Genomic DNA, 20378 nt, shown 5'->3' on the forward strand with positions numbered 1-20378 from the left:
CTTTTATATATATACTTACCTTAAGCAAGCCAATATAACAAGATAAGTTATTCAAATATATAAAACCATCAATTTACTGTTTTTTTAGAATAAAGATTATGAGACATAAGATTTAAAAGAATGCTTGGTTAACAAAAAATGTAATTATTTTAAAACAATTGAGTGTATCAAATTTCATAAAAGAAACTCATAACCACCTCTGACTAGATCACAAAGCCTGCTAATGACTATTTGAAAGAAAAATCATATTTATTCAAAAGCGAATGGAGTTAATTTAAATGAGAAAACTTAGATAACAGCTCAATTCTCAACTTTAGAAAAACAAAAAAAAGAGCCTCAAATGAGACTCTTTTTTACTACTTTACAAATTATGCATTTGTTTCAGCAGGAACTTTCGGATAACTTACGCCACACATTTGTTCAGCGATACGCAATACCTGGCAGCTATAGCCCACTTCATTATCGTACCAAACATACGCTGTTAAGCGAGTACCTGAAGTGATTGTTGCTTGCGCATCAAATACACCTGCAGTACGTGAACCGATAAAGTCACTCGACACAACTTCGGTCGAATTTGTATAACCGATTTGACCTTGAAGGCTTGAGTTGATAGAGATTTGACGAATGTATTCGTTAACTTCTTCACGATCAACTTCTTTATCAAGGGTTAAATTCAGAATAGCAAGCGATACGTTAGGCGTTGGAACACGTACAGAGTTACCAGTCAACTTGCCTTTAAGCGCAGGAAGAGCTTTAGCAACCGCTTTCGCAGCACCAGTTTCAGTAATCACCATGTTCAAAGTCGCAGCACGACCACGGCGATCTGCCTTGTGGTAGTTGTCGATCAAGTTCTGGTCATTTGTGAAAGAGTGAACAGTTTCAACGTGCCCATTAAGCACTTTGTATTTGTCATCTAACACTTTTAATACTGGAGTAATTGCATTTGTTGTGCAGCTCGCAGCAGAAATGATTTTGTCTTCATCTAAAATGTCAGTATGGTTTACGCCATACACCACATTCTTCATTTCGCCTTTGCTTGGAGCAGTCAATACCACACGAGCAACGCCTGGGCATTTCAAGTGTTCAGCAAGACCTTCAGCATCACGCCATTTACCCGTGTTATCAATCACTAAAGCCTTATTGATACCAAAAGCAGTGTAATCCACTTCAGCTGGGCTTGAAGCATAAATGACTTTAATGAAGTTACCGTTGGCAATAATTGCTTCGTTTTCTTCATCTACAGAAATTGTGCCTGCAAATGGACCGTGAATTGAGTCACGACGAAGTAAAGATGCACGCTTTTCCAAATCACCGTCAGATGATTTACGAACAACAATGGCTTTTAGGCTTAAACCACGACCCAAACCTGATTGACCAATGATCAAACGCGCAAGAATACGACCGATACGACCGAAACCGTAAAGAACGACATCTTTAGGTTCAACATTTGCAGGATTGCCTTCTAAAGATTTAACAGCATCTGCAACAAATGCATCGATGTCGCCGCCTTTTTCTTTAAATTCAACCGCAAGTTTACCTAGATCGATTTCAGCAGAACCAATTTTCTCAACTTTAGCCAAAGCTTCTAAGATTGGAAAAGTGTTAACCACAGAAAGTTCAACATCCATCACACGTGTACGACGGTGTGCTTTTAAAATCTGGATAACTGAACGGTTAACTAAAGAACGACCGAATACAGAAGTCACGATATTTTTTTCACGATACAACTGACCAATTAAGGCAATCATATGTTCCGCGATTTCTTCACGGTTTTTCCAGCGACCTTGGTGATCTGCATGTAGGGCGATGATAGTGTCTTTGCTCACAGATACGTCCTCTAATTAATTGTATATCTAGGCATGAATTTCAAAACCCCACAATTGTAAAGGAATTATCAGGAAGTTTGAATCAAAAGCTGATTTTAACCCGCAAATTTTGCTATATATTCACTATTAATTGACAAAATAGTTGTAATTATTTTTATGATTTTCATATTGAAAGTCATACACCCTCATATTTCATACCAAAACAATAAATTCGGTGCAAATGTTGCTTTATCCGACAACGGTCAAAGCATGAAACTGATTACTTTAAGCGATCTTGATAATTTCCCAGATTTTGAGCTAAAGCCTTTTGCTTCCGCTGTTGCTTAACCAGATGAATTGAACCTTCTAATACCAGCAATAACACCGCAAACCAAATTGGAATATAGGTCAACCATTCTGCCGTTTCTACCCTTTCACCTAAAGCAATGGATGCAAAGGCAAGTAATACCGGTTCTAAATAGCTTAACAATCCAAATATAACAAAAGGCAAATAACGGCTCGCCAGAATATAACTTCCCAGTCCCAAGGCACTTAAAAAGCCTAACCCTAAAACCGCCCAGATTAAGTGGGGAAATTGTCCAATTAAAGCCAAAGAGTCGCTATACACTGTTGATAAATAGATAGCGACCGGAAGGATTAAAAATAAATCCCACCAAAAACCACCCAAATGGTCAGTTTTAAAAGCCCGTCGTAAAAAGAAATAAACTGGATAGGCTACGGCAACATATACTGTTTCCCAAGCAATACTGCCAATACGCCACAATTCATGCCCAACACCGAGACTGGCAAAAAGAACTGCAGCAATCTGCCAACGAGACAGTTTTTCTTTGTAGAGCCCACAACCGATCAGCACCATCACCAGTGGCAATAAAAAATACCCCAAAGAGACTTCCAGTCCCCGGCCATTAATCGGTCCCCATAGAAATAACCAAAGCTGGGTGGTACATAAAATTGAACTGATAACCAGCCAGATTAAAAAAGTCGGTTGCTTAAAAATCCGTTTAAGAATATCTGCAACATGTTGTAAATCTCCGGTCCACCACATAAACAAAGTTAAAAATGGCAGTGTGGCCAACATACGCCAAGCAAAAGTCTGTTCGCTATCTAAAGGTTTTAAAAATTGTGTATAGAAATACAAAACCCCAAAAGTGACCGATGCCAATACAGACAAAGCTACGCCTTTATACATCTTGCATCTCTGGATTTATCTCGCTGGCATTATAAACATTACACGCCAAGAAAACTTTATAATCCACTCTCCAATTTAACCATTCAATAAAAAAACCATGCCGAAGCATGGTTTTATCCGTCAATGTTTTAAGATTATTTCTGGGTTTGTTTGGTATGAATTACATCACTAATGTCATAACCAATAGATTGGGCATAATCCAGATATTCCTTGACCACCGCTTGATCTGGGTGTGCTGAACGAGACAATACCCACAGATATTTACGGCGTGGCTCACCGACCAATACCGTTTGATAAGCATCGTCAATTTTTAAAATCCAGTAATCACCACGCCCTACCGGCAACCAGCGAACAGATTCCGGTAAGAAACTGACTTTCAACTTGGTATTAAATGGCGCATTTTGAATGAATGCCTCACCAACAGAATGGTTTAATTTTCCATCTTTACTATAGCAGCGATTATCTACCCCAACATTACCATTTTCATTTAAGGTATAAGTAGCAGTTACATCCCGATCACACTTATTTTGGAAGTACATCGGCTTACGCGCAACTTCATACCAAACGCCTAAATATTTATCTAATTCGACTTTCTCGACAGTATGCAAAGGCTTGGTTTGTGCATAAGCCATGGTTGCCATACCCAAGCCAATGAGTACGGCTCCGCCTAACGCAATTTTAGCCAGTTTAAAGCCGGCTTTAGGAAGATCATTCGTTGTCATAAAGCTACCTTTTAAGTCAAAATTTAAGAGTTATAAAGTGAATCTCAATTTAAAAATAACCATTCCAGCTGAGTGATACTGTAGTGTTATGTAATGATTTTGCAGTAAAAAATTAATTTTCTACTTCATTCCTACTTAACTTAGCAGCTGTGCTTTTAGGCGGACAATCTCATCGCGCAGTCGTGCTGCCTGCTCAAACTGTAATTCTTTCGATGCTTTCAACATCTCTTTTTCCAGTTTAGACATGTGCTTCGCCAGCAATTTAGGATCGGCCAGAATATGACGTTCATCTGCACTTAAAGCACGGGCCTGATCCGAGATATTTTCATCAATTTGATCATCAGTCAGCACTTCGCCAGTATCAATATCTTTATTGTTTTGACGCTTAGTGCTGCGCGGCGTAATTCCATGTAGCGTATTGAACTCGATCTGCTTAGCGCGACGTCGGTCAGTTTCATCAATCGCTTTTCGCATCGAATCGGTGATACGGTCGGCATACAGAATCGCTTTACCTTTTACATTACGCGCGGCACGGCCAATGGTCTGAATTAGTGAGCGTTCAGAACGCAAGAAGCCCTCTTTGTCGGCATCCAGAATTGCCACCAAAGATACTTCCGGCATATCCAGACCTTCACGTAACAAGTTAATCCCCACCAGCACATCATGCACACCGGAACGTAACTCATGAATAATCTTTACCCGCTCTACGGTATCGATATCTGAATGCAAGTAAGCGACTTTCACCCCATATTCTTTTAAATAGGAGGTTAAATCTTCCGCCATTCGCTTGGTGAGTGTGGTGACCAAGACACGTTCATCCAAATCTTTACGCAGATTGATTTCTGAAAGCACATCATCAACTTGCGTTAAAACCGGACGAACTTCAATTTCAGGATCGATCAGACCGGTTGGACGAACCACCTGCTCGGCAATTTGCTCAGATCTTTCCAGCTCATATTTTGCCGGTGTGGCACTGACATAAATCGTGGTCGGAACAATACGCTGCCATTCTTCAAATTGCATTGGACGGTTATCCAGTGCACTCGGCAAACGGAAACCATAATTGACCAGATTTTCTTTACGCGAACGGTCACCTTTATACATCGCACCAATTTGCGGAACGGTGACATGCGATTCATCAATAATCAGTAAAGCATCATCCGGAATATAATCGAACAAGGTTGGTGGTGCTTCACCCGATGGACGACCAGACAAATGACGTGAATAGTTTTCAATTCCGTTGGTATAACCGAGTTGTTGCATCATTTCCAAGTCATAACGGGTACGCTGTTCAATGCGTTGCGCTTCAAGTAATTTGTCATGCTCGCGAAAGAATACTAAACGCTCTTTCAGTTCTTCACGAATGGTGCCGATGGCACGCTGCAAGTTGTCTTTCGGGGTGACATAGTGACTTTTGGGATAAATCGTGACACGCGGTACTTTACGTACCATCTTGCCTGTTAATGGATCAAACCAGCGGATGGAATCAACCTCATCATCAAACAGTTCAATACGAATGGCATTTTGATCCGATTCAGCCGGGAAAATATCCATAATTTCGCCGCGAATACGGTAGGTACCGCGTAAGAATTCCAGTTCATTGCGGGTATATTGCATTTCAACCAGACGACGAATAATGTCATCACGACTAATTCGGTCACCCTGCACAATATGCAGCAACATGCTCATATAGGCATTCGGATCACCCAGACCATAAATCGCAGAAACCGAAGCCACAATAATGGCATCGCGACGTTCTAGTAATGAACGCGTGGCCGAAAGACGCATCTGGTCAATGTGATCATTAATCGCTGAATCTTTTTCAATAAAGGTATCGGAAGATGGGACATAGGCTTCAGGCTGATAGTAGTCGTAATAACTGACAAAATATTCAACAGCGTTATTTGGAAAAAATGACTTAAATTCACCATACAACTGGGCTGCCAAGGTTTTATTATGCGCCATGACAATGGTTGGACGTTGTGTCTGCGCAATGACATTGGCCATGGTATAGGTTTTCCCCGAACCCGTTACCCCTAATAACAACTGATCGTGATAGCCTTTTTGAATACCTTTGACTAATTTCTCAATGGCTTGCGGCTGATCGCCCGCAGGTTGATAGCTGGTCACTAACTCAAAAGGTTGTTGACTATCCGACATATTTTTCAGCTTCTATACAATAATACAGTTTCAATAATATGAGGGCTAAAGCTCAACATGCAATATTGGGATATTTATATTTATGTATTTCCCAACTTTAAATCTCAGACTGCTTCGCTTGCTTTTACTCTTTAAATGCTTTGCTCAAATAGCCTTGGACAAGATTGAGGTGGTGCATTACTTTTTTCGCGCAAAATCACCTTTGTAGCAATTAAAGACTTTATCTTTGATTCTAAATTTAAAAATGCTGATCTTTCACTTGACCATCTGCTATTTCAATTGCAACATGAATGAAAGACCATCACGATTGTATTCGCTTATGTCATATCACTATCACGATGAAAATATTGTAAAAAGTTTGCCTGAAGACACTGTATTTGTTTTTGGCAGTAATATGGCAGGACAGCATGCAGGTGGAGCTGCACGCACTGCGCTTGAGCACTTTGGTGCGATCACAGGTGTCGGTCGCGGTTGGTCAGGTCAAAGCTATGCCATTCCAACCATGAATGAGCATTTACAACAAATGCCTTTGTCGCAAATTCAGCACTATATTGATGATTTCAAGGTTTATACTAAAAACCATCCCAAAACCAAGTATTTTATTACTTCAATTGGCTGTGGGATTGCGGGCTATAAAACCGAAGAAATTGCACCAATGTTTAAAGGTATTTCACATAATGTGATTTTCCCAAGTTCATTCCGGCCTTTTGTAGAAAGAGCCTTACCCAAACTGACCCGTCATTTCCTAAGAACAGTTTTTACCGATGAAGTAATTTTTTCAACCCGTGATGATGACGTTATTACCCACCTAGATTTATCAGAAAGTGAAAAAAGTGCTGCAAGAATTATTTTAAATACAGAAATTTACCCAACCGATAGTAATGGCCGTGATCGTAGTTTTGAAGTTTCAGATATTTTGCATGTCTTAAACGGGAAAATATTTGAATGGCAAAGTAACGCTGAAGGTCCAATGCTGTTCGGTGGCGTTATTTTGGCTTTACTCGAATTATATAATATCAATGAAAAAGATTTTATAGATGTTTGGCTAGGCGAACGGGAAATTCCTGCACCCAAACCGGAAAATAAAGCACGTAAAAAAAGTCGTTAATTTTGATATTTCTTTTTGAAAAGCCAATTTCTGAATTGGCTTTTTTTAGCTCTGCTGAATTGTAGTTAGTGATATAACCACCATTAAGCAAAAATATTATTTACCTATCACGTTATTTTAAAATCATTTTTTTATCTTTATACTGCAGTCTTAAATTTAAATAAATATGCTGAGCTTCTTAAATGGAAATGTCGGATTCTCCCTTTTTTGAACTGTCTCCCATTGCCATGTGGCTAGAAGACTTTAGTGAAGTCAAAAAACAATTTGATCTCTGGCGCGACCAGGGTGTTCAAGATTTGTTGGATTTTCTACAACAAGATGAATCCCGTATTCTTGAATGTGCAAGAAAAATAAAATTATTAAAAGTAAACTCTAAAACCCTTGAACTGTATCAAGCCAAAGACTTTGAACATTTGCATCAAAATCTTGATTTAATTTTTAAAGAAGATATGAGCAAAACCCATGTCAAGGAACTGCTTGCTTTGTGGAATGGCGAAACTCATTTTTCCAATTCTGCAGTGAACTACACCCTGACTGGAGAGCGTCTGGATATTCAGCTTAAAGGTATTGTCCTGCCGCATCATGAACATGATTTATCGTTACTATTAATTACCACCGAAAACATTACGCCTTATATTGAAGCCTGCCGTCTTGAAGAAAAAAGCCGACATCTCGCCGAAGCCCGTTTTATTTATTCACCGACCTCACTTTGGGTGGAAGATTTCAGCCGGATCAAAATTAAATTAGATCAATTACGGGATTTAGGGATTGAAGACTTCAGTACTTTTTTGGATGTTCATGGTGATTTCATCAATGAATGCATCAAAGATATTGTGATGATTGATGTCAATCAGGCAACACTGGAGTTATTTGGTGCCCCAACCAAAGACGTTTTATTTAAAAACCTGCATAAACTTTTTGCTCAGGAAATGATTCAAACCTTTCGAGAGCAATTAATTGAACTGTGGAATGGCAATATTCATCACCAACGTGAAGCCGTGAATTATGCCCTTGACGGCAGCATCCGTCACGTCCTTCTGCAATTTACCGTATTCCCCGATTACCTTGATAATTGGGGCATGGTTCAGGTTGCCCTCACAGATATCACTGCACGTAAAAAAGCGGAAAAATATCTTGAATATTTAGGTAAACATGATGTCTTGACCAAACTCTATAACCGTTCTTTTTATACAACTGAAATAAACTGCTTACAACGTAATAGACAACGTCCTGTTTCTTGTATTTTTATGGATATGAATAGTTTAAAAGTAATAAATGATAGTTTAGGGCATGATGCGGGCGATAGTGTATTGCAGCGTATAGGCAACGTATTAAATCAATTGGTTCAACAAACCCCTTATTCTGCATGTCGGATTGGTGGCGATGAATTTGTAGTACTTTTACCCGGTGCCGATGAGGCAGCACTACAGAATTGCTTGCAAAGCCTAGAAGAACTTTTATTAGTAGATAACCAATTTTACTCCAGCCAACCCATTCTCTTGTCTATTGGCTCTGCCACCAACCAAGATGGGGAAAGTATGGAAGATATGCTAAAACGTGCTGACATGGCCATGTATCAGAACAAAAGAAATTATTACCTTAAGCACAATAGAAGAAAACCAACGCTTAATGATATTTAATTATGCAAAGTGTAGTACCTAAATAAAAAAGCCATGGCAAAACCATGGCTTTTTTATTTGAAAGCTTAACGCTTTCCCATTGAACGGCGCGTACCGCGAGGTGGCATCCATGTACGATCAGCATAGCGCTGTGGACGTGGGCGCAGTTCTTCTAACACTTCATCGGCATTTTGCGCATTCTCTTTTTTAATCGGGAAAGGCAAATTAACCAACGGTTTTTTCTTGGGAGTATTTTGGGTGCTCATGTGATTCACTCAAGGATTTCTGAGACATATTGTACGGAAAAATGCCCGCAAGTGCGAGATCGGATTTTTTAAACAGTTTAATGTTCTGCTTTTTCAGATTCAAACAAGCATGCTGACTGTATTGGCAATGACTTTATATAACGATAATCTGATTATTAAAACGTCCAAAATATTCTAAAAATAGAAGAATATTTTCTTAACTATCCAACATTTAACTATATTTAAAACTAATTAATTTTGCAAAAATATTTCTATTACCAATAGATAATCTTGCTATCTTATTGAAAAAAATCATCTAATTATTTACATGAATACAACCAGACTTATATTTTTTAGTAACAATTAGATGATTTATCAACCATATAATCGAAACCAGAAAAAAACTTATAAACGTAAAATGGACATGGAGTCCCTGAATGAACAAGTCGTTACTTTGTATTATGTCGTCTCTTGCTGTGGTTCCTGCCATAAGCTATGCCGATTCACCGTATTTTAGTTTACAAGACGGAGATGGCTTTAAACGCTTTTCTATTTCTGTCGGTGCGCTACATGTTATGCCGCAAGGTAAAGCCCAACCGTTCCAAATTAATACGGCTGTTAAAGATGCTGAAGTTTCCAAAAATGGCGATATTCAAGTCGATACTGTATTAAATAATCTCAACCCCAATGTTGATCAAAAGGGTCTTGCAGCGGCATTAAAAGTGCTGGGGTTTTTTACTGGTGGCGAGTTAGACAGTGGACTCAGTGGCTCTTCTAAAATTAATAGTTTAGAGAGTTGGGAAGCCCAAGGAACGGGACTTGAAGCAGATGATGTCACTACGCTGGGTATCATGACCAACTACTTCTTTACCGATAACGTTTCTTTTGAAATGAAAGCCGGTATTCCCCCTAAAGTAGACTTACGGGGTAAAGGCAAAATTTATGCACCTTTCTCTGCTGTAGCCACACCACAAATTGGTAATTTACCTTTAGAATTCCTCAATATTGATTTGCAAAACGATATTTTTATTACAGATTTGGAAGCACATCGCGCTGCCGCCACAGCACGTGCCTGGACGCCTGCTTTTGAATTCCAATATCACTTTGGGAAAACAGGTGTCAATAAATTCCGCCCTTATGTCGGTTTAGGGGTTATGTACGCTTATTTTAATGAACTGGAAATTAACCCACGTACTGAACAGGACCTGATTGCCGCTGGTCATATGATTGCCAATATTAAAGAAGGTAATGCAGGTGCTTCGTTGGAAGGCAAAAAAAGTAAAGCCAACCCTCAAGTGGATCTGAAAGCAACCGATGCCATTGCACCTATTGCAACGCTTGGTTTCACCTATGACTTTAATGACAAGTGGTTTGCGGTCGGTTCAGTCTCGTATGCGCATATGAAAAATGAAACCACGATTACCGTGACAGATGCGACCCACGGTGAACTAATCCGATCTAAAGCCGATATTGAAATCAACCCAATATTGGCATATGCGGGTGTAGGTATTCGCTTCTAATCTCTCATTGAAAAAATGACGGCTTTATGTCGTCTTTTTTTTGATTTTATAAAATTTTCTATAACTTAATTTTATCGTTTGTTTAAGTTTTATTGAATCGTTTCCCTTTTCAAAATCGAATACCATAGCGACAATTGCAATTGCCTCAGGGATGAATTATGTCAGACACACGTTTTTCCAAACCTCTTATTTACATGTTAATTGGAAGTGCGCTGATTCTGGCGTTATCCCTCGGTGTGCGTCATGCCTTTGGTTTATATCTTGTGCCCATGAGTCATGAGTTTGGTTGGGGACATAATGTCTTTAGTCTGGCTATTGCCATGCAGAACTTAATCTGGGGTGCAGTACAACCCATCACCGGGGCTTTTGCAGATAAATATGGCAGTAAAATTGTGGTGGCTGTAGGGGGTGCTTTATACAGCATAGGTTTATTGCTCATGGCAGTCAGCTCCACAGGTTTAATGCTAAATTTAAGCGTGGGTTTAATCTTAGGTCTGGCCCTATCTGCGACATCTTTCCCGATATTACTTTCCGCTGTAGGACGTGCCGCACATCCTGAAAAGCGTAGCCTTGCGATGGGGATTGCCAGTGCTGCAGGTTCTTTTGGGCAATTTATTATGTTGCCTTCTACCCTCTTACTTTTACAGAACATTGGTTGGTCAGCAGCCTTGGTGGTGAGTGCCCTTTTCATTGCACTGATTATTCCGTTGGCCTGGATGTTAAAAGCCCCAATGTATGTGGCTTCTAATGCATCCAACCTTGCCACTAAACCTGCTTTAAGCTTTAAAAAAATATTGGTAATTGCCAAAAATCATACCCCGTTTTGGTTCTTGGCTTTGGGCTTTTTTGTCTGTGGTTTCCAAGTGGTGTTTATTGGGATTCATTTACCCGGCTATCTGATTGATCATGGTTTTAATGCCACCACTGGCACCATTTTCCTGGCTTTAGTCGGTTTATTTAATATTGTCGGAACCTATAGTGCAGGCTGGCTGGGTGGAAAATATTCCAAGCCTCGATTATTAATGGGGTTATATGGCCTACGTGGAATAGCCATTATTAGCTTTTTGGCGCTGCCTTTAAGCACATGGACAATTTATGGCTTTGGTGTGATTATGGGACTACTATGGCTCTCTACCGTACCACTCACCAATGGTATTGTGGCGAATATGTTCGGAGTGAAATATCTCTCCATGCTGAGTGGTCTGGTATTTTTTACCCATCAAGTCGGTTCATTTTTTGGCGGATGGCTCGGTGGTGTCAATCACGACATGACAGGCAACTACAATATGGTCTGGACGTTTTCGATCGTGCTCAGTCTGGTGGGTGTACTGGTTCATTTCTTCGTCAATGAGGAGGCTGTGATTCATGACTGATTCTCTACTTGGATTAAAAACCATGATTGCTTTGGCAGTGATTGGATTACTCAGTTTAGCCATTCTATTGTGGTTCAAAACCCCACAACTGTTTGAATATTTCAATCAAGCATTCTGTCCACATTAATGTTTAAAAAGCAGCACTTAAACAGCAAAAAAACCGATTTATTTTGCTGTTTATATTAAAAGTTTAATAATCATTCATTTAATAATTTTTATTGTAATTTCAGATGATTTTCAATATTTGGCGTTTGCCAGTTATTTTGGCTCTATTTTCCGTCCAAGTGCAGATAATCCTGTACTGGCAACGCAATCAGATACGGGCACTCCACCCGATGTCGTTCCTGTATCTAATGCCGTTGGTCAAGGTGATTACACCGGCCATGGGGAACTTTCGCCGCATGCGGATCATCAATGGACGCCACAACCTTCTATCGGTTCATTACTCTATGCCATTGAACTTCCAGAAGATGGCGGTCAAACCTCATGGTTTAATACCATTAAAGCTTATGAGGCTTTAGACCAGGATACTCAAAAACATATTGATGAGTTGCAATTGATTACCTACAACCCCTTTGCCCGTCGACAACACTTTAAAGACAATGATAACAATGGCTATGGCACAAGTCCTTTATATCGTTTTAAAGATCAACCGATTATTGGGCACGCTTATCCGCATCCATTAGTACGCACACATCCGGAAAGTGGTCGCAAAGCGCTTTGGCTGAATACACGAAGTGAAGTGGAATTGGTGAATTATGATGATCAAGCTGGAAGTGAATTAATCGCTTCATTACGTGAACATATCTTGAAACCTGAATTCCGCTATGAACATCAATGGGAAGAAGGAGATATCGTATTCTGGGACAATCAGGTCACCTTACATTCACGGCGCCCTTTTCCTTCCGACCAACGCCGTTTACTCAAACGCAGCAGTCTTGCAGGAGGTCGTCCTTTCTAAAAAGTATGTAAATAAAAATAATAAAAAACACCCAGTTTTGAACATCTTGAAATAACAATAACTAAGATTCAAGATGTTCAAATTTTTTATTCTGCACGTCTAACTATATAAATCGTTCAATTCAATATTCCAGCAGACTTTACACTATAGCTAACTGCCCTGGTCCGGTTACTTGATTATGCATCCATATCGTAGTTTTGAGACTGTAATCATTATTCATGATAGTGAGTCAGAGCATCACGATTCTAAAGGCAATTATAGTAAAAATAGAATGCAATGGATGACTGCCGGTAAAGACATTTTACATAAAGAATCTCATCCCAAAGATTTCCCCCAACCCGAGATGCACTGGATATGGTCCAGCTTTAAATGAATTTACCCATTGCCATAAAATGACTAAACCACATTCTAAGAAACTTACTGAATCTAACATTTGCTGTATAGAAAATTAATAATATAGACAGTGAAAACCCCAAAACCGGTTAAAATACAGTCAAAAATATCTATTCAATAATTCCGGATTATTATAAAAGGGAACAGTCATGAATGAAAAAAATGAATGTTATATATGTATGGTTTGTGGAAAACATTTTCCGTTAAAAAGTCTTATCCCGATGGGTACAGTACGCAAAGTCATTACCGAAGAGATTTCACAGGATTTTCCAGAATGGTCACCTCATAGTTATATTTGTCAGGCAGATTTAACCAAGTATCGAATTCAGTATGTTCATTCATTATTAAAGTCCGAAAGAGGTGAAGTGACTGATCTTGAGTATGAAGTAATTAACAGTATGCGACAGCAGGAACTTATCACAAAAAATGTTGAAACCAAGCTAGATCAAAACTGGACTTTTGGCGAAAAACTGGCAGATAAAATTGCGTCTTTTGGCGGAAGCTGGTCTTTTCTGATTTGTTTTGCTATTTTTTTAGCCATTTGGATTATTGTGAATACCGTGGTTATGGTCTCACGTCCTGCTGATCCTTATCCTTTTATCCTGTTAAATTTAATCCTGTCCTGCATAGCGGCTATTCAGGCACCGGTGATTATGATGAGCCAAAATAGACAGGAAGCAAAAGATAGAGTGCGTTCACAAAATGATTATCAAATTAACTTAAAAGCCGAACTTGAAATTCAACATTTGCATGAAAAATTAGATCATCTGTTGATGCATCAGTGGGATAGGCTGGCCCAAATACAAGAAATACAGCTCGATTTATTATCTGAGATGAGCAAAAAGCATTAAAAATTTATGCCTATTGTCATTTAACCCCCAAGAAATTGGGTCAAATTAATTTTCCAGTGGGTTATTGCAAACCATACAATTGAGTAGAAATGTTAAACAGAGTGGATAAATTCTAATTCAGAAGGTTCATTTTATAATTATCAAAATTTCGCTTTATATTTTCTATAAAAAAACCCGCAAGCTCACTTACGGGTTTTCAATCTTGGGATTAAATCAGGCTTAGAACAAACGGTTCATACCATTCAATGTTGCTACACGGTAGGCTTCCGCCATGGTCGGATAGTTAAATGTCGTTTCAACAAAATATTTAATCGTGTTGTTACCACTGTTCATGACTGCCTGACCAATGTGAATAATTTCCGAAGCATTATTACCAAAACAGTGCACCCCTAAAACTTCCAGAGTGTCACGGTGGAATAGAATCTTCAACTCGCCCACAGTGTCGCCCGTAATTTGCGCACGAGCCAAATGACGGAAAGATGCCTGACCCACTTCATAAGGAATCTTTTCTTCAGTCAATTGTTGTTCCGTCTTACCAATTGATGAAATTTCCGGAATGGTATAAATACCTGTCGGAATATCCTTTACCGGTTTAACATTTTCTTCACCGCTCATGTTTGAACCGGCGCAACGACCTTGGTCATAAGCAGCAGAAGCAAGCGATGGCCAGCCAATCACATCACCGGCAGCGTAGATATTTTCCACTTCTGTCTGGTACTGATCATTCACCGTCAATTGACCACGACTGTTTGGCTTAATCCCTACATTTTCAAGACCTAGGCCATCGGTATTACCCGAACGGCCGTTACACCATAAAATGGCATCGGCTTTAATTTTCTTACCACTTTGCAAATGCATGACCACGTGATCATCAAATGTTTCAAGATGATCCAGTTGTTCATTGTGACGAATCAATACACCCTGCTCACGTAAACGGTAAGACAGCGCATCAGAAATTTCATCATCCAAGTAGCTGAGTAACTTATGCTGTGTATTGATCAAATCAACTTTATGGTCCAGACCAATAAAGATCGATGCATATTCACAGCCAATAACACCGGCACCATAAATGATAATTTTTTGGATTGAAAAATCCAGCTCCAAAATTTTGTCTGAATCAAATACACGTGGATGATTAAAATCAAGCGCCGCTGGGCGGTATGGACGCGAACCTGTCGCAATCACCAGCTGTTGAAAAATAATGGTTTCTTTAATCCCATCATCACTGAAAATCAGTGCGGTATTTTTATCTTGAATGTATGCACGACCATGATAAATATCAATTTTATTGCGATCGTAAAAACGAGAGTGGGTTTCAACCTGTTGCTGAATGACTTTATGGGCATTACGCAATACCTGTTTCATGGTGAACTGTTTCCAGTCGCCCACTTTCTGGAACATCGGGTCACGCTGGTAACGTAAAATGCTCGATACCGTTTGACGTAATGCTTTACTTGGAATGGTTCCTACATGCGTACAGTTACCACCTAACTGCTCACGTATATCAACAATTGCAACACGCTTGCCAGATTTGGCAAGTTTCATTGCCGCGCCTTCACCCGCAGGGCCTGAACCGAGAACTACCGCATCGTACTTGACGAAAGTTCCACTAACGACCTCTTTCTTACGTGGCATTCAACGCTCCTATTTAATCCTAGTCTATCTTCACTATATTATGACGTAATTGGTAGCAATTTGCTGTATTTACCTCACATATATTAAATGATGACTACATTTATTAAATGAATATGCTTTTTACCCCATTTAGATTCAAGTCCGTTATAATAAAAGCGCTATTATGGCTAATACCTCCCCCGTCAAAAACAGTGGAAAAGTTGAATATGTCTGAAAACCGTAAACCAGAACAGGGTGTCAAACTTCGTGGCGCAGAGAAGGTCGCTCGTATTCCTGTAAAAGTTATTCCTACGGTTGAAACGCCACGCAAACCGGACTGGATTCGCGTCAAAATGGCGGCTCCTGATGAAGTTCAACGGATTAAAACCACGTTACGCGCACAAAAACTACATACAGTGTGTGAAGAGGCGGCTTGTCCTAACCTGCCAGAATGTTTTGGTGGCGGTACAGCAACCTTTATGATCATGGGTGATATCTGTACCCGTCGTTGCCCATTCTGTGATGTTGCACATGGCCGTCCAAATGCGCTTGATCCTGATGAACCACGTCATATGGCAGAAACGATTTCCAATCTTGGTCTGAAATATGCAGTGATTACCTCTGTTGACCGTGATGACCTTCGTGATGGTGGTGCTCAGCACTTTGTAGACTGCATTAAAGAAGCACGTGAGTTAAGTCCGAAAACATTACTTGAAATTCTAGTTCCAGATTTCCGTGGTCGTATGGATGTGGCGTTACGCATTATGACGGAATGCCCGCCAGACGTATTCAACCACAACATTGAAACTGTGCCACGTTTATATAAAGCCATGCGTCCAGGTTCTGACTATCAGCATTCATTAGACCTGCTTAAAATGTTTAAAGAGTACTGCCCTGACGTTCCAACCAAATGTGGTTTGATGGTCGGTCTAGGTGAAACTGAAGAAGAAGTATTGGCTCTACTTGATGATTTGCGTGCACATGATGTGGATTACATCACCATCGGTCAGTATTTACAGCCTTCCAAGCAGCATGCACCGATTGACCGCTTCGTAACACCGGAAGAATTTGAACGTTATACAGCGCATGGTCAAAAACTCGGTTTCAGAAATATCTGGGCTGCACCGATGGTTCGTTCAAGCTACTTTGCCGACCGTCAATACTATGGCGAACCCGTTCCAGCGGTACGTCGTAAAGCCGATCCTGCCAAAAAAATTGCAGTTCAAACCATTGAAGCTTAATTAATTTTAAATAAAAAATTAGTCTGATGTAGTGATGCCAATCTAATCCATTTAGATTGGCATTTTTTTAAGATTTCAAAAATGATCAGATATAAAAAATCCCCTATTCAAATAGAGAATTTTTTTAAAGAATTATAGATGAAAAGCTATAGATTAAGCCGCTTTACTCGGTACACCACTATGAAAGCGGAATAATTCATCTGGACTTAAAATCAGACTCTTTTCAACTTCACGAAAGTGCGCAATACGCTGTTGAATATCTTCTTTAGGGTTTTTTAACTTTGAGGTTTGAGCGACATCTAAGGCCAATGCCAAATAATCCTCAAAATGCCGCGATTCAGATTTCAGAAGATAACGGTAATATTTACCCAAATCTTCATCTACAAATGGTGCAAGTGCATAGAAACGTTCACAGGAACGTGCTTCTACAAAAGCACCAATAATCATAATGTCGATTAAAGCTTCAGGCTCATACGTCCTTACTTCTTTACGCAAGCCACCTGCATAACGACCGGCACTAATCGATTGCCATTCCTGACCACGCTTGGTCATCAGTTCAAGCACTTGTTCATAGTGCAGCATTTCTTCGCGCACCAACTGTGCCAATTTAACCTGCAAATCGGTAAAAAAGGTATAGCGAAACATCAGGTTCATGGCTGTACCTGCTGCTTTTTTTTCACAATTGGCATGATCCTGCATGAGTAACTCGAGGTTATTCATTGCTTCATCTAACCATGCTTGAGGTGTTTCACATCCCAAAAAGCCCAGAACGGGCTTCATGAGATCATCATAGTTTATTGACGACATAATTCTAAAAACTTATCTTGCTGCTTTAATCACAGCTTTCATTTGTTGAACCGCTTGCGTTAAACCGACAAATACAGCATCGGCAATAAGGGAATGACCAATATTGAGTTCATGAATTTGTGGAATTTTTGCAATCGGCGTGACATTTTCAAGGTTTAAACCATGTCCTGCATTGACTAGCAAACCTTTAGAAGCCGCATATTCTGCACCCTTAACAATACGCTCAAGTTCGTGCTGTTGTGCTTCTGCTGTTTTTGCATCTGCGTAAGCACCGGTATGAATTTCAATGGTCGGTGCACCACAGGCAATTGCAGCATCAATTTGTGCAATATCAGCATCAATGAACAAAGACACTTCACAACCAATCGCAGTTAAGGCTTGGGTTGCTGCTTTGACATCTTCAAAATGTCCTAAAACATCCAGGCCGCCTTCAGTGGTTACTTCCTGACGTTTTTCTGGCACGAAGCAAATATGATGCGGCTTGATTTCTTTGGCGAATTCAACCATTTCAGTGGTCACAGCCATTTCCAGATTCATGTGCGTTTTCAACAATGGACGCATACGACGCACATCATCATCCTGAATATGACGACGATCTTCACGCAAATGTAAGGTAATCCCTTCTGCACCCGCTTGTTCACAAATCAATGCAGCATTGACTGGATCTGGATAAGTGGTTCCGCGCGCCTGTCGCAATGTCGCCACATGGTCAATATTTACACCAAGCAATGCAGCCATAACAGTTTCCTAACCATGATTAAAAATTAAGATTTAGATTGAGTATTTTGAACCCACAATTGACGGCTTTTCAGCGGTCGGTCTCCCAACAGAGAAGTGATCATCTGCCGATACAGTTGAGCCAACAATTGTAACTGCTCCGGGTTAAAATCCCTACCCTTTTCATAATCACACATCGACAGAATTTGCTGTCCCGATAAAGTTGAGCGTGACTGTTGTGCGGTTGGGATAAAGCCCTCATTGAGCTGAAAAAAATAGTGTTGGGTTTCTTGAATCTGATGTTGCTGAGCATCAGTGCTAAAGTCGAGTGCATAACCCAGTTCTTCTAATAAAGCATGTTCAAACTGACGCAAAATTTGTCTGAGAAAAAGATGAGGATTTTCGTGCTGTGCCAATTGTTGCAGTTGTTGTAAGGTCTGATGATATTGCACAAAGGTTTGTGGCATTTCGACCTCAACTGGACACAAACGAAGAATAAGTTCATTTAAATAGAAGCCAGAAAAGAAGGCATTACCAAAGAAAAAAACCGGCTGATTGACGATTTCAAGTTTAGTGAAATTTTTAAGATCAGACTTTCCAGAAGCCTGCAAGCAAATCGGTTGATATTGCGGAGGTGGCGTTTGTCTTAAAATTCCATCAACACGGCCATGCTCCTGCGTAAACAAATGCACGATATGACTGCGCTCACGGTATTTACGATGATGGATTAAATAACCATGCAACTCTTCATTTCGCATGAATAATCGAGTCTAATCTTTTTTCTTTTTAGAGTCTGTTTCTTCATCATCCCCATCCGGAATGACGGCACCTACGACGGCTGCAGTGCCTTTAACCACGCCCTTCGTGGTTTTATAAGCGACTTTTACAGGGACAGTGACAAGTTTATGAATACAGCCTTGCAGAAATAAAACACATGCTACAACTGCCAATACTTTAATCATCACTATTCCCTATAAAAGAGTTACTTATCTAAATGCTTAGATATCACTATAACCTAAACTTTTCAATGCGCGTTCGTCATCAGACCAACCGCCTTTCACTTTAACCCAAAGTGTCAGCATGATCTTTTGTTCAAACATTTTTTCCATATCAGCACGCGCATCCATACCGATTTTTTTCAGCTTCGCGCCTTTTTCACCAATCACGATGGCTTTTTGGCCTTGGCGATCAACAAAAATAGTCGCATCAATATAGGTACATGCTGGTTTTGGACGACCGGTTTTTTCATGAACAGTGGCATCTTCAGTCTTGAACGATTCAATCTGTACTGTTAAATCATACGGCAATTCCTCACCTAACTGACGCATGATCTTTTCACGAATCACTTCAGACGCAAGGAAGCGCTCTGAACGATCGGTAATTTGATCCAAGGCATACAATGGGGGTTGGAACGGTAAATAGTTTTCAATCGTGTCACGCAAATGATCAAGATTTGAAGCACGCAAAGCTGAAACAGGAACAATTTCTGCGAAATTCATTAATTTTGCGCGTTCTTGAATCAATGGCAAAGCACTGTTCTTATTTTCAAAAGTATCAATTTTGTTGATCACTAAAATTACTGGCATTTCAGCATTTTTCAGTTTTTCCAAAACCAGCTCATCATTTTGAGTCCACTTTTGAGCATCGACAACAAATAACACCAAGTTCACATCACGTAGTGCAGAAGATGCTGCACGATTCATCATTTTATTGATGGCACGTACTTCTTTTTTGTGCATCCCTGGCGTATCAACAAAGACCGCCTGAGATTTTTCACGCGTATCAATACCGACAATCTTGTGACGTGTGGTTTGTGGCTTACGTGAAGTAATGGAAAGTTTTTGACCTAAAATATGGTTCATTAACGTAGATTTACCCACGTTTGGACGTCCAACAATAGCTACAAATCCGCTTTTAAAATCTGCAGGAATAGTTGTGCCTTGTGAACTGAAAAATTCATTAACCAGGTCATTGCCGTTGCTTTGCGGCTCGTGATCAGCATCAATGTGATCAGAATGTGTAGTCATGCAGA

General features: G+C 39.9%; 19 protein-coding genes and 1 pseudogene. 9 read left to right on the top strand and 11 right to left on the bottom strand.

Annotated elements, in window-relative coordinates; all coding sequences use genetic code 11:
* Window positions 1-368: 368 nt before the first annotated feature.
* From ACP69Y_RS00365 to uvrB, 4 genes are all read right to left on the bottom strand, one after another.
* The gene (locus ACP69Y_RS00365; protein WP_425915155.1) at window positions 369-1826 is read right to left on the bottom strand and encodes a glyceraldehyde-3-phosphate dehydrogenase; all 1458 of its coding nucleotides are present in this window, start codon (window positions 1824-1826) and stop codon (window positions 369-371) included.
* A 259-nt stretch (window positions 1827-2085) separates the two neighbouring features.
* Window positions 2086-3015: an EamA family transporter RarD gene (gene rarD, locus ACP69Y_RS00370; RefSeq protein WP_425915157.1), complete on the bottom strand. Its 930-nt coding sequence runs from the start codon at window positions 3013-3015 to the stop codon at window positions 2086-2088.
* Between the two features lie 134 nt (window positions 3016-3149).
* Window positions 3150-3737: a lipocalin family protein gene (locus tag ACP69Y_RS00375; protein WP_425915159.1), complete on the bottom strand. Its 588-nt coding sequence runs from the start codon at window positions 3735-3737 to the stop codon at window positions 3150-3152.
* A 135-nt stretch (window positions 3738-3872) separates the two neighbouring features.
* Entirely contained in the window at window positions 3873-5897 is a 2025-nt protein-coding gene (gene uvrB, locus ACP69Y_RS00380) for an excinuclease ABC subunit UvrB (protein WP_425915161.1), read from the bottom strand.
* A 319-nt stretch (window positions 5898-6216) separates the two neighbouring features.
* On the opposite strand from uvrB, the gene ACP69Y_RS00385 reads away from it, so the two are divergent.
* Window positions 6217-7005, top strand: coding sequence for an A1S_2505 family phage non-structural protein (locus tag ACP69Y_RS00385; protein WP_425915163.1), 789 nt, complete (start codon window positions 6217-6219; stop codon window positions 7003-7005).
* Between the two features lie 182 nt (window positions 7006-7187).
* Window positions 7188-8645 carry a diguanylate cyclase domain-containing protein gene (locus ACP69Y_RS00390; protein ID WP_425915165.1) on the top strand — a complete coding sequence of 486 codons (1458 nt, stop codon included), beginning with the start codon at window positions 7188-7190 and terminating at the stop codon, window positions 8643-8645.
* A 65-nt stretch (window positions 8646-8710) separates the two neighbouring features.
* On the opposite strand, the gene ACP69Y_RS00395 is transcribed toward ACP69Y_RS00390, so the two are convergent.
* Entirely contained in the window at window positions 8711-8890 is a 180-nt protein-coding gene (locus ACP69Y_RS00395; RefSeq protein ID WP_425915167.1) for a hypothetical protein, read from the bottom strand.
* A gap of 416 nt (window positions 8891-9306) precedes the next feature.
* On the opposite strand from ACP69Y_RS00395, the gene ACP69Y_RS00400 reads away from it, so the two are divergent.
* From ACP69Y_RS00400 to ACP69Y_RS00425, 6 genes and pseudogenes are all read left to right on the top strand, one after another.
* Entirely contained in the window at window positions 9307-10389 is a 1083-nt protein-coding gene (locus ACP69Y_RS00400; protein ID WP_425915169.1) for an OmpW/AlkL family protein, read from the top strand.
* A 158-nt stretch (window positions 10390-10547) separates the two neighbouring features.
* Window positions 10548-11762 carry an MFS transporter gene (locus tag ACP69Y_RS00405; RefSeq protein ID WP_425915171.1) on the top strand — a complete coding sequence of 405 codons (1215 nt, stop codon included), beginning with the start codon at window positions 10548-10550 and terminating at the stop codon, window positions 11760-11762.
* Complete coding sequence (locus ACP69Y_RS00410; RefSeq protein WP_265733074.1) at window positions 11755-11889, top strand: hypothetical protein; 135 nt, start codon at window positions 11755-11757, stop codon at window positions 11887-11889. The genes ACP69Y_RS00405 and ACP69Y_RS00410 overlap by 8 nt, the downstream gene beginning before the upstream one ends.
* Window positions 11890-11961: 72 nt before the next feature.
* Window positions 11962-12723: pseudogene (locus tag ACP69Y_RS00415) on the top strand (TauD/TfdA dioxygenase family protein); the annotation flags it as partial.
* A 178-nt stretch (window positions 12724-12901) separates the two neighbouring features.
* Entirely contained in the window at window positions 12902-13096 is a 195-nt protein-coding gene (locus ACP69Y_RS00420) for a pirin family protein (RefSeq protein WP_425915173.1), read from the top strand.
* Between the two features lie 169 nt (window positions 13097-13265).
* Window positions 13266-13967 carry a DUF1003 domain-containing protein gene (locus tag ACP69Y_RS00425; protein ID WP_425915174.1) on the top strand — a complete coding sequence of 234 codons (702 nt, stop codon included), beginning with the start codon at window positions 13266-13268 and terminating at the stop codon, window positions 13965-13967.
* Window positions 13968-14186: 219 nt separating this feature from the next.
* On the opposite strand, the gene sthA is transcribed toward ACP69Y_RS00425, so the two are convergent.
* The gene (gene sthA / locus ACP69Y_RS00430) at window positions 14187-15602 is read right to left on the bottom strand and encodes a Si-specific NAD(P)(+) transhydrogenase (RefSeq protein WP_131214795.1); all 1416 of its coding nucleotides are present in this window, start codon (window positions 15600-15602) and stop codon (window positions 14187-14189) included.
* Window positions 15603-15808: 206 nt separating this feature from the next.
* On the opposite strand from sthA, the gene lipA reads away from it, so the two are divergent.
* A complete protein-coding gene (lipA, locus tag ACP69Y_RS00435; RefSeq protein ID WP_425915175.1) occupies window positions 15809-16822 on the top strand; it encodes a lipoyl synthase in 1014 nt (337 codons plus the stop codon).
* Between the two features lie 153 nt (window positions 16823-16975).
* Here lipA and ACP69Y_RS00440 read toward each other — a convergent pair whose 3' ends face one another.
* Genes ACP69Y_RS00440 through era form a run of 5 tightly spaced genes read right to left on the bottom strand, consistent with a single transcriptional unit; the run spans window position 16976 to window position 20373 of the window.
* Window positions 16976-17629: a tRNA-(ms[2]io[6]A)-hydroxylase gene (locus tag ACP69Y_RS00440; RefSeq protein WP_425915176.1), complete on the bottom strand. Its 654-nt coding sequence runs from the start codon at window positions 17627-17629 to the stop codon at window positions 16976-16978.
* A gap of 12 nt (window positions 17630-17641) precedes the next feature.
* Window positions 17642-18367, bottom strand: coding sequence for a pyridoxine 5'-phosphate synthase (gene pdxJ, locus ACP69Y_RS00445; protein ID WP_425915178.1), 726 nt, complete (start codon window positions 18365-18367; stop codon window positions 17642-17644).
* A 26-nt stretch (window positions 18368-18393) separates the two neighbouring features.
* Complete coding sequence (recO, locus tag ACP69Y_RS00450) at window positions 18394-19104, bottom strand: DNA repair protein RecO (protein ID WP_425915179.1); 711 nt, start codon at window positions 19102-19104, stop codon at window positions 18394-18396.
* 12 nt (window positions 19105-19116) lie between these two features.
* The gene (locus ACP69Y_RS00455) at window positions 19117-19308 is read right to left on the bottom strand and encodes an NF038104 family lipoprotein (RefSeq protein WP_067725017.1); all 192 of its coding nucleotides are present in this window, start codon (window positions 19306-19308) and stop codon (window positions 19117-19119) included.
* 36 nt (window positions 19309-19344) lie between these two features.
* On the bottom strand, window positions 19345-20373 hold the full coding sequence (gene era / locus ACP69Y_RS00460; RefSeq protein ID WP_425915181.1) for a GTPase Era: 1029 nt from the start codon (window positions 20371-20373) through the stop codon (window positions 19345-19347).
* Window positions 20374-20378: the final 5 nt, after the last annotated feature.

The organism is Acinetobacter sp. TSRC1-2 (assembly GCF_049895885.1).
In the GTDB taxonomy this organism is placed as follows: domain Bacteria; phylum Pseudomonadota; class Gammaproteobacteria; order Pseudomonadales; family Moraxellaceae; genus Acinetobacter.